The 10762-nt window shown below is 38.2% G+C and carries 8 protein-coding genes and 1 rRNA gene; all 9 read right to left on the bottom strand.

Annotated elements, in window-relative coordinates; translation table 11 throughout:
* Positions 1–883: 883 nt before the first annotated feature.
* A complete protein-coding gene (locus BM192_RS20580) occupies positions 884–1951 on the bottom strand; it encodes an HlyD family secretion protein (RefSeq protein WP_074964133.1) in 1068 nt (355 codons plus the stop codon).
* A gap of 61 nt (positions 1952–2012) precedes the next feature.
* Complete coding sequence (locus BM192_RS20575; protein WP_037443243.1) at positions 2013–4190, bottom strand: peptidase domain-containing ABC transporter; 2178 nt, start codon at positions 4188–4190, stop codon at positions 2013–2015.
* 78 nt (positions 4191–4268) lie between these two features.
* Complete coding sequence (locus tag BM192_RS20570; protein WP_037443253.1) at positions 4269–5138, bottom strand: DUF6625 family protein; 870 nt, start codon at positions 5136–5138, stop codon at positions 4269–4271.
* Between the two features lie 73 nt (positions 5139–5211).
* Positions 5212–6303, bottom strand: a complete 1092-nt coding sequence (locus tag BM192_RS20565) for a glycosyltransferase (RefSeq protein WP_081857544.1) — start codon at positions 6301–6303, stop codon at positions 5212–5214.
* Positions 6304–6411: 108 nt separating this feature from the next.
* Positions 6412–6642, bottom strand: coding sequence for a hypothetical protein (locus tag BM192_RS20820; protein ID WP_139218485.1), 231 nt, complete (start codon positions 6640–6642; stop codon positions 6412–6414).
* A 156-nt stretch (positions 6643–6798) separates the two neighbouring features.
* Positions 6799–7023 carry a hypothetical protein gene (locus BM192_RS20560; RefSeq protein WP_139218483.1) on the bottom strand — a complete coding sequence of 75 codons (225 nt, stop codon included), beginning with the start codon at positions 7021–7023 and terminating at the stop codon, positions 6799–6801.
* A 95-nt stretch (positions 7024–7118) separates the two neighbouring features.
* Positions 7119–8714: a cysteine peptidase family C39 domain-containing protein gene (locus tag BM192_RS20555; protein WP_037443249.1), complete on the bottom strand. Its 1596-nt coding sequence runs from the start codon at positions 8712–8714 to the stop codon at positions 7119–7121.
* A gap of 320 nt (positions 8715–9034) precedes the next feature.
* A complete protein-coding gene (locus BM192_RS20550; RefSeq protein ID WP_037443251.1) occupies positions 9035–10066 on the bottom strand; it encodes a glycosyltransferase family 61 protein in 1032 nt (343 codons plus the stop codon).
* Between the two features lie 395 nt (positions 10067–10461).
* A 5S ribosomal RNA gene (gene rrf, locus BM192_RS20545) occupies positions 10462–10573 on the bottom strand.
* Between the last annotated feature and the right edge of the window lie 189 nt (positions 10574–10762).

The following is a 10762-nucleotide window of genomic DNA, read 5'->3' as shown; positions in this document are numbered from 1 at the left end:
GACTCCTCAGAAATCTGGTAAAAACCACATAGACACCAAACATTTCAATTCTTCAACCAGCCGTTTATAATTTATTAAGAGGCAAAAATCATTATTGCACTCGTCAACAAATCAAAAAGAACAATGTGACCATGATCGATGAGATTATAAACTATAGTATATATAAGTTATCTGCTCATCTTATTCGGCTGAAAGCCTTATTACTATTTAATACCCCACAAACTACCTACGATTTAAGCTATTCTTGTGGGTAGCGTGTGGGTTCACTGTGGGTAGGAGAAATTCTCTTGTTTACTTTTCTGAACATCAATCAGTATTTGTTGCCTCTTTTCGGTGATATATAGTCCTTATATTTCCCAGGATATTCAATTTGGTTACAGACCAGGTCGATGATATGTTTTTTGCCCTGGAAGATTTATTCAGAAAGGCGATTAGTAAAGCCTTATTCGGTTCGCTGCTAAAGATCCGTTTAAAACCAAAATTGCCAAGAGGATCAATATAAGCTGTGACCTCGTTTTCCACCATACTTTTCTTCTTTAAGATTATCGAAATGTAATCCCGATCGAAAACAAGATGGTAGTGCACATTAAAACTATACGTATACACAACATTAATATCCAACATCAGAAGATCAACGCGAAGGACTCTGCAGAAATATTTGTAGATCTGTTAAAAAATAGTTTGCGATGTGTTCATCATTATGCCTAACGTCATATGACATTTAATGCCTTGGTCATTAACAATATTACCAGTAGGGTTGTTCCCGCTACTGGTAATATTGTTAATGATTGCACTTTCACAAATGACCCGATTGGGGTTGCCTTATTTTCATTTAACTGCTTTCGAGCGGACATCAAATCCCGTTTCTTGCTGACATATTCCTCTAATTAGATCCGAAAGCTTTTAAAACGTTCCAGCTCAGCCTTTGAAAAATCGTAGCATCCTGCGTAATAATATCTGCATCGGCCATCATGCCCTGTTTAAGGAGAATTGGTTTGTTTTGATCTGAAGAGTTAGTCACCTTAAAATTAACTACTGACGTAAATATGCTGTCTTTAGGAATCTCCGATAAATAAATGATCGTCCCCCTAATCATACCATACTCTTCAAATGGATAACTTTTAAGCTTTACCAGCACCTCCTGGCCTTCTTTAATCTTACCCATGCTATTTTGCGATATGGCCATCTCGCCAAAAAACTGCTCATCTTCAGAGTTAATATAAAACACCTCTTGGTTAACAGCAAGAATCTGGTTCGTGTGAATGATACCTGCAAACCTTATTTTCCCCGCTTGCGAAGCTGTCAAAACATATTTATTTTTCCAATCCTCCGCCTGTGTTATCATACTGTTTAATGCCTGTGCGAATTTTGCCTTCTCCTTTAATTGATTTTTTTGTTTTTCAATATCAACTAGTTTCCGCTGTAGTAACACACTTTTTTCACCATAAAATCCTTTTTGTACCGCTAATTTGTACAATAAATATTCCTGGCAAAACAATTGGTAAGCAATTTGTAATTCTCCAAAGCGTGTATAATCGACCATAAAGAGCTCCTTGTCTGCAGTAGGCTGGTTTTGCGCCAATTGCTTTTGTAGTAAATGAAGTTGGGCAAGCATCTTCATTACTGCCTCATGGTCGGCAGTGCCTTCTAAAAGAGCTAATGGTTGCCCTGCCTTAACGCTTTCATTTTCTTTCACTAAAATTTTTATAAGCTTGCCGGATGAGTTCATAATAACAGGCTTTGGCGCGTTTGGAGAAACGACTTTTAGCGATGCTTTAACTATATCCGGATACCTGATAAGCGCGGAAAGACCAATGAGCAATACAAGCAAAATAAAAAACAAGGTGATGCCCCAGCGCAAGATCCATGAAGGAACCGCTGTAATAATATCCTGTACATCGCTGCTGTGCCTGGTTTCGTCGTCCTTTTCTTTATCGAATATTAAAGCCATAATAATTATATAGGAGCAAATGTGCAAATGAATCTTTAATCTTGTTTATGATTGAAATAGCCTACGTCCCTAGCTCCAGTTGATTCCTTACCAAGCTGTAATAATCTCCTTTAAGCGCCGTAAGCTCTTGGTGCGTGCCCTGTTCGATAATTTGACCCTTATTGAGTACAATAATGTTATCCGCATTGCTTACCGTGCTTAAACGATGCGCCACAATAACCACTGTGCGACCGTCAAAAAACTCCTGCAGATTATCCATAATAACACGCTCGTTATTGGCATCGAGAGAGTTTGTTGCCTCGTCAAATAGCAAATATTCAGGATCTTTATATACAGCACGTGCAATCAGGATACGCTGGCGCTGCCCCTGGCTTATGCCGTTGCCCTCCGCACCTATTTTGGTGTTGAGGCCCAGAGGAAGCTCATCGATAAAATCACGAATATTGGACACCTTAATGGCATGGGCAACCTTTTTCTTATCCGGGTATTCGTCTCCCACAGCTATATTGCGTTCAATACTGTCCGAAAATATAAAGCCGTCCTGCATCACAATCCCGCATTGACTTCGCCATGTTTTAAAACGGATGTTGTTTATGTTTTGCTGCCCTACTTTTATCTCACCATTCTGCGGCTCATAAAACCGGAGTAGCAATTTAAGTATCGTTGTTTTGCCACTGCCACTCATGCCTACTATAGCTGTCGTTTTACCTTGGGGAATATACAAACTAACGTTTTCCAGCACTGGCTCATTACCTGCACCAGCATAACGAAAAGTCAGGTTGTTTATTGATATACTTTTATTTTCCGGCAACGTCTGACTCAATTCCTTACCGGCTGGTTCCTCATCATTCATTTGATGTATCTCGTTAAGCCGCTCCAAGCTGATTTTAGCATCCTGAAAACCCTGTATAAAACCCAATAATTGCTCGATGGGGCTACTTAACTGACCCACTATATATTGCACGGCAACCATAGCGCCCAAAGTCAGGTGATTATTAATAACAGCTTCGGCACTCAAAAAAGTGATTAATATGTTCTTACCCTCATTGATTACGGTAGCGCCTCCTTGCTGGTACTGGCTAAGGGCAAGTGTCTTTACGTTGAACTTAAAAAGCCGGGCTTGGATATGTTCCCATTCCCAGCGCTTTTGTTGCTCACAGTTGTTTAATTTTATTTCCTGCATGCCGCTAATTAGTTGTACGATGCTGCTTTGGTTTTTAGCAGATACGTCAAAGCTTTTATAATTTAGCTCACGGCGATGTTTTAAAAACAATATTATCCAGGCGATATAAAGCAAACTACTAATAGCAAATACAAAGAATATCGACATATTATAATAAGCCAGAACGATAGAAAATACAATCAGGTTGAACATGGAGAAAATTGTAGTAAGCGTTGCCCCTGTTAAAAAAGATTGAATCGTTCTCTGGTCATTAATACGTTGCATAATGTCTCCCGTCATTTTAGCATCAAAAAAACTCATCGGGAGCTTCATGAGCTTAATTAAAAAATCCGTGAGGATAGCGATGTTGATTCGGGTACTAATATGCAGTAAGATCCAAGATCGGATGAACTCTACGCTTACCCGGCCTATAATGAGTGCTATCTGTGCGATAACGATTATATAAATGAAATTTAAATTTTTTGTATTGATACCTATGTCAACGATTGACTGCGTCAGGAAAGGCGTTATTAATTGCAATATACTGCCAATACCCAGTCCGAAAAGCAGCTGAATAATCAATCCACGGTAAAGGATTAAATATTTCAGCAGGAACGACCACCGCACTTCCATCGCTTTTTCATTATCCTGCTCATAGAATCGCGGAGTTGTAGATATTAATAATGCAATACCTTCAAGTTGATCCTTATCCTGCTGCCAACTTTTGTTAAAGCTTTTTTCATCAAGAACGAATAGCCCTCCAGCTGGGTCAGCAAGATAATATTTATTATTTTTGATTTTGTACAGGACTATGAAGTGATATTGCCTCCAATGTAATATGCATGGCAATTCTGCCTCCTTTAACTGTTCGTTGCTTAGTTTTACTCCTAAAGTACGAAACCCTATTTTTTCGGCTGCATCGCTGATGCCAAGCAGTGAAACGCCCTCCCTGTTAATTTCACAAAGGCGGCTCATTGTTTTTTGACTATAAGTACGACCATAATGCTTTGCTATCATACGCAGGCAGGTCGGGCCGCAATCCATGCTGTCAAATTGCTGGTAAAAGGGAAAGCTCATCTTCTAAATGTTTCTTCAAATTACACACCTCGTTATACAAAGTGTATGGTGAATCGAAATGGGTGCCATCTTTAGCAACTACGATGTTATAGTCTTTAAACCAGTTTTTCGCCCATTATATATGTATTTTTGACTTATGGTAAAGGTCTCTTTAATTTGAGGATCTCTTTTAGGTGGTACAAAGTGTCTTTTAAAATCAATAAGATGATACAATAACACCTCAAACCTGTTTTTATAAATGAGTGTTCCGTTTTCCCACCTTAGCCGGCCCGGGCTTCCACCTTCTATAATATGCATATCAAAATAGGGTTTAATATAACCACATGACTCCATTTTCTTTACAACATGCATCATGCTTTCTATCTCGCTTTTTATTTCGTTAAATGGTTTTTCTTCTTCAAACTGCCGGTGAGTAAAATTAGTCTCGTCAAAACAGTAATGAACATTGCTGCTAAACACCTTTTTATAATCTTTACTGTGCGTATACAGCAAATTCATTTTTGAAGTGTTTTTGAACAATAAAAAACAACCTGGTATCCAGTCCGGCCTTGAACTGATTATATCATACTGGTCAAGAATATCATCATTCATAAATCCTCTGATGTCCCCAAAAACCAAGTCGATATCACAATGTCCCCATATATCATAGCCAACCAATAACTCAGAAAAAATATGTCCGTAAGCCGGCTTAAAATCACAGAGCTTATATGCGTTCGTTATGTTGGTGTCAAAACCAAGTTTGGTATTAATGAGCTCTTTAAGTTCTTCCAATGGCTTAAATATGAGCTTGACATTGAGTGGAAGTGATTTGTTGTAAGAGAAATTATCTGTAACAACATAAAAATCGACTGTCGGATTATAACCGCATGAATGTACAAAGTAATCAAAGTACCATGGTAACTTCCCGTAAAAACAGATTACCATACCTATACTCTTAAGTCTTTTCATGTTCATTTTGACACTTTAAAAGGCTTTTGACCAAAATAGACACAGTTTAAAACAGTATTGTAGATTAACGATATCACTGCGTAATATCAAATTCTGTAATAGCATCGTATAATGGCCTAAAACACTCTGATGATGAAAAATTTTTTGTGATAAAACCGTGCGCATGCTGCTGCCTGGTTTCTCTCAAATATCTGTTTTGAATTAACTCTGATAGTGCCGCTATAAATGCGTCGTCGTCATCAGCGATTGAATAAACTCCATTTGCACCTGTCTCCATTCCTCTTGCACCGTGACGGGTGGTAACCAGTGGTTTACCATGCGCCAATGCTTCAAGGTTTTTTATTTTTAGCCCTGCCCCAAAGCGTACCGGATTGATTATGATATCAGCTTCTTCATAAATTTTATTAAGGTCGCTTTCGAAGCCTTTCAGATTTATTCCCTTTTTGTCTGAGCAATTGAGCTCGGTGCATACCGTGCCATAAATGTCAAGTTCCACATCGTATTTTGCACTTATTTTATCCCAACAATGCGCCACAAAATGGTTAATACTATCAACATTAGGTAAGTAGCAGCTCGCGATAAAAGCAATTTTCCTAACTTCAGGCCTCAATTCATGACAATAAATTTCGCTGGGGTGAGGGCAAAGCAAAACTTTCTGCCTGTCAACCATTAAGCATGCCTTATCAAAATCAGGCTGGTTTATCATCATCACATGGTCGTAGATGTTAAATATATCTGCTTCGTCGTTTTCCTGCATTTCATATAAGCTACCTCCATAATTAAACTTTTTAAATTGCGCGGTACGTTCACTTATAATATCGTGGGTATCCAGGATTACATGACAATCGTATGGCAAGAAATTTAAACAGTAACTGCTATGGATATACTCGACGATTAATACATCGAAGTGTCTGCTTTCCAATAAAGATTTCAACTTTGCACCATAGTCATTTGAATCCAAATGTCTTGCATGTTCCAGAATGACTAATTCGATCCCGTATTTATTTCTTACCAGGCTTTCAACGCTATCATGAGCAGGACCAGTGGCGACCACTGTTAAACAGAAATGAGCAGATAAATATTGTATCAAAGCTCCTATTCGCACCCTATGTCCCGAGCATCGTTCCCAAAAATCAACATCAGTAAATAGTAAGACCTTTTTCATTTATGGTATAACGTCATCTTAGACCTTGATCAAGGCCTTATTTAAAATCAAGCATAGAGGTAACGTTTACGCCGCCTCTACGCTCATGGGCTTAATTTTTTGAACTTATTATGAACAATATATTAGCCCGCTCGATTCATTACAACTCAATCCTGCACAGCAATATCTTCCAGAAACACAACTAACACCCCGTGTCAAACATCCACCACTTCCTGTACCCCAATCAGGCCCACCACCACCGCCATTAACACTTGATCCACTACCAGCCATAATGCTTTTCAATTCAGCTCTGCTTAGCACGTTCTTTACGTTACTTAGGCTTAATTTTTCGATCTTCATAATTTACGAATTTGAAAATTTTACCGTAACCACGCTCCGGTAATTTGAGCGATATGCAGTTATAAAGTGCACACTCCTTTAATTGAGAAAAGTGTCTTTTCAGTTTCTTTTAAGCATAGAGGTAACGTTTACGCCGCCTCTACGCTCATGGGCTTATTAGATACAGGCCGATTGATAACAAGTCAATCCTGAACAGCAATTTACCTGAGGTCCGGAAATGCAATAAGAATAATGTGTTCCGCATGCGCCACTTCCGGTGCCAGGATCAGGAAAACCACCACCGCCACCACCACCTGTACCGCTACCAGCCATAATACTTTTTAGTTCAGCTCTGCTTAGTACGTTTTTTACGTTACTTAGGCTTAATTTTTCAATCTTCATAATATAAGAATTTGGAAATTTTACCGTAACCACGCTCCGGTAATTTGAGCGATATGCAGTTATAAAGCGCATACTCCTTTAATTGAACAAAGTGTCTATTGCAGCATATATTTCAAATCAGTCAACTGGTAATTAGAAGGTATTAAATGTCCATTTATAAGCATCGTTGGTGTGAATGCTACTTTTGCCATCTCACACCATTCCCTTTGCGCATCCAGCTTATGATAGTCGGTTTCAATTAGTGTTACCGGATACGCCTTAGCCCATGCCTGGTAATTCTTTTGCTTTTGTTCGTACCAGTCATGCAATGCATCTTTTACCATTGTTTTATCCTCTAGTGCATTTAAAGCCATTAAATGCCTGGTTATTGGCGTTTGAAGATCTGTTTCGGTATTTTCCGCGGTGAACACTATGCGCGCCTGCACGTCACCATTTTGATCTACAATTTCGTTAAGCAGCTTATGCATTTTTGCGCAAGGCTGGCAATAAGGATTACTTACCATAGTTATCACGTTACCGGCCTCAGCTTTGCCTAGCACTATACTCCAATTTTCATCAGGCTGCTTAAACTGCGGCTGTTCAGTAAGTAACTTGTTAAATAGCTCACTGTTATATTTAAACTTGCGCAATTGTTCTTTAAGAGGTTTTACCTGCTGCAGTTTAAAAAACACTGGTTTTAGTATCAGCCACAAAAGAATGGGAGATAAAAAGCACACCCCCATTAATCGCAAAACTTCGTAATTTGTAAAGTCGAAATAAAAATGAGTTGAAGACGCATTAATGACCAGCGGTATAAATTCCAGCCATAATATGATCTGTATGGAACAGCATAATATACACCACTTTTTTGCTACACGCGCTTGGTAATAGATCGAATAGACTGTATACGGCAGGCTAACAAAGTTCAGCATCGCTAATACAGTTAGTGACCCGGCCAAACTTCCGCCGAATTGTAGTAGTAACCAGGTTCCTGCAAAATAAAAAAAGCCTACCTCGCTCCAGGTAAGCCCATCAAACACTTTGGCAGCTTTCGAAGATAATATAGCGTTACAGTCTGTTTTATCTCCGGGCTGACAAAGCACTTGAATAACTGGATTATTGCTGTCAACCGATTGTATTAATAATAAAATGGAGACAATTAATCCAGCGGTTTTGAGGAGAGATAGTGACGCAATTGTCCATGTTAAATTTGAGAAATAACCACTGCCGTACAAAAGTAATAGTAAAATCGTTAAACAGCCTGCTGTTAACACAGCCGGTTTAAACTTGGAAGCCGATAACAGCAAATTGCGATTGGCAACAATTTTACTATTCGGTTCCGCAATAAGCACGACGCCACCAAATGCTGATTTAAAGTTGTCAAGGGTCAATTTATTTACCTCCTTCCTTTCGTCGGCGAAATAAACATAATTAGCATCCATTTTAGTGACAACTGCAAATTCTCCGCCATTCGTATTGAGGTTGACCAAAAACGGCAAAGGCAATTCACCCAGCAAATCTGATTCCGCTCTAAAGGCGCTATTTTCAATTTTTAATGCGGTTAGCACGTCGCTTACAGCAAGCATGCTGGGATAATCAGGGTGTTTCTCTAGTTCATCAATAACACTATCCGGATTGATGGAGATCTTTAAATATTTTAAAAGATTTATTACGGATGCTTCGGCATTGGAGCGTTTAGTAAAAAATGGCATATAATATCCGTTAGATATTCAAAAACTAAAAAATAACCGCAAAACAGACGGACAGCAGCAATGAATCCGGAAGAAAAGAAGTATAATCTGGTTTTAATATATTTGGTTAACTAAACGTAATAATAACATTTTGTAAAAGCAAAATTAATTTGAGATTAAAATTCACATGGTAAGATAAGAAGTGAAATTTAAAGTGCGAAGACAGGCCACCTGTTAACCGCTATTAACTAACCAGTTACATAACATATTCGTTACAACCATATACACAATACGACTAGATACAGTTTCGCGAAAATTAATGGCAATTTTTTACACTTAAGCTAGTCGCTCAACATACTTAATAGGTTTCTTTCAAAAATTTTTGCGTCTATCATATAATCGCCCTCGAAATAGTCCTCTCGGCCATAGGTATCACAAAGCTGATGGTAATATTTAATGCCTAATGCTTCTGCCATATACCAAAATAATGGACTCGGGTGGTCGAGCTCGTTGGTTTTGTTTTTATGCAGCTCTAAAAGCGAGGTCCCCAACGCCATGAAAAGCATATTGGTAAGACCAGACCCATGTGTACCTACGAGATATTTTACTTGAGAAAAAATGGCAACCTGTTCTAAAAAACTATGACGTTCAGGATAAAAGATATCAAAATTATACTTTTCGATTATAGTTAGAATCTCGTCTTCATTAATTATGGCACGTCTTCCGGCAAGTTTCCTGCTGACATACAATCTTTCTATCCGATTCGTAATTACTGGTTTAACCGTAAAAACGTATTGGCTATAAAATCTTCTAATTTGCCGTACGTGCATACCATTATAGGAATCACATTCCGGCTTGATCTGCGGTAAACAAAGATTTTTGACTAACACACTTTTACCGTTTGGTACAAAAAAGATATTTTTAATATTAAACGGTTCAATTGAGCCCATGATAAAATCGGCGTCTCTGTAATATTCCGGCAAAATTAAAATAAGTGTATCAAGCTTCTTTCTGACCATCCATAAACGGAATATAGATTCACAAATCCAATGATAGTAGTTAAACCAGGGATGATGAATTGTTAAATAAGTTTTGTCATCATCGAGTACGATCAAGTTTTCCGGATTATCTACAGCGTCGTAGTAACATTTTGCGGCTTCATTTCTATAATCATTAATCTGAAGCGGATAGTTATGGTGGCATTCCTTAATTAGGCCCTTATTGTTCATACAAAAGCCGGAAGAAGTCACAAAAACGTTTTTTAGGTATTTTACGCGTTGTTCATTTAATGTGTAAGATAAATGTGGCAAATACTTATCACGATCCTCGTCACAAATATTCAAAGGATAAGGAACAGTGACTTTTTTTTCCATAAAGATTGAGTTACGCTACTATTTGGTAACACTAATATAGTCTTCGTTTTTTTGTATAACACAATCGTACGGTAAATATATATCTCCATCAAATTTTAAGACGTCCAAAGAACTTACAGCCTCTGTTTTAATCTCATTAAAACCGCAAGGTGTAATGAGGGGCTAATCTTCTGAAATAGAGGAGGCTTTAAGAAGGACCAACCTGTAAACAACAAATAATTATGTAGTTTGATCATTGGTACTTGTAGCCAGATAATGAATAGAGGTTATTTCGCAATGCGATTAAAGAAATGCAGCGGAGCTGCCTCACCAGAACTGTAGCATGAATATGCTTCGGCAGAAAAAACCTGATAAACAAGAAAAGCCTGTAGTTCTCACTACAGGCTTTCTTTAAGATTTGGCACCGACCTACTCTCCCACGTGTTACCGCAGTACCATCGGCTCTGGTGGGCTTAACTTCTCTGTTCGGAATGGGAAGAGGTGGACACCACCGATATAGGCACCTAAATGTTTTTAATGTTAATACAGCTACCAATCACTAGATTAATTCGCTGCATAAACAATGACATATTATTGAAAGAAGTTAGTATGAAGAACAAACAACAGTATTCTGCTTTTGAAAGCTTCGGATGATTAGTATTACTCGACTATGCTGTCACCAGCTTTACATCTATAACCTATCAACGTAGTAGTCTG

Origin of the sequence: Pedobacter antarcticus (assembly GCF_900112985.1) — a bacterium.
Classification (GTDB): Bacteria; Bacteroidota; Bacteroidia; order Sphingobacteriales; family Sphingobacteriaceae; genus Pedobacter; species Pedobacter antarcticus.
This window is presented reverse-complemented; position numbering and strand designations above follow the sequence as displayed.

Coding starts and splice junctions, on each gene's coding strand:
- BM192_RS20575 (WP_037443243.1), bottom strand. CDS start 4,190: ATGAGCTTTCCCTTTTACCAGCAATTTGACAGCATGGATTGCGGCCCG.
- BM192_RS20560 (WP_139218483.1), bottom strand. CDS start 7,023: ATGAAGATTGAAAAATTAAGCCTAAGTAACGTAAAAAACGTACTAAGC.
- BM192_RS20820 (WP_139218485.1), bottom strand. CDS start 6,642: ATGAAGATCGAAAAATTAAGCCTAAGTAACGTAAAGAACGTGCTAAGC.
- BM192_RS20550 (WP_037443251.1), bottom strand. CDS start 10,066: ATGGAAAAAAAAGTCACTGTTCCTTATCCTTTGAATATTTGTGACGAG.
- BM192_RS20555 (WP_037443249.1), bottom strand. CDS start 8,714: ATGCCATTTTTTACTAAACGCTCCAATGCCGAAGCATCCGTAATAAAT.
- BM192_RS20570 (WP_037443253.1), bottom strand. CDS start 5,138: ATGAAAAGACTTAAGAGTATAGGTATGGTAATCTGTTTTTACGGGAAG.
- BM192_RS20580 (WP_074964133.1), bottom strand. CDS start 1,951: ATGGCTTTAATATTCGATAAAGAAAAGGACGACGAAACCAGGCACAGC.
- BM192_RS20565 (WP_081857544.1), bottom strand. CDS start 6,303: ATGAAAAAGGTCTTACTATTTACTGATGTTGATTTTTGGGAACGATGC.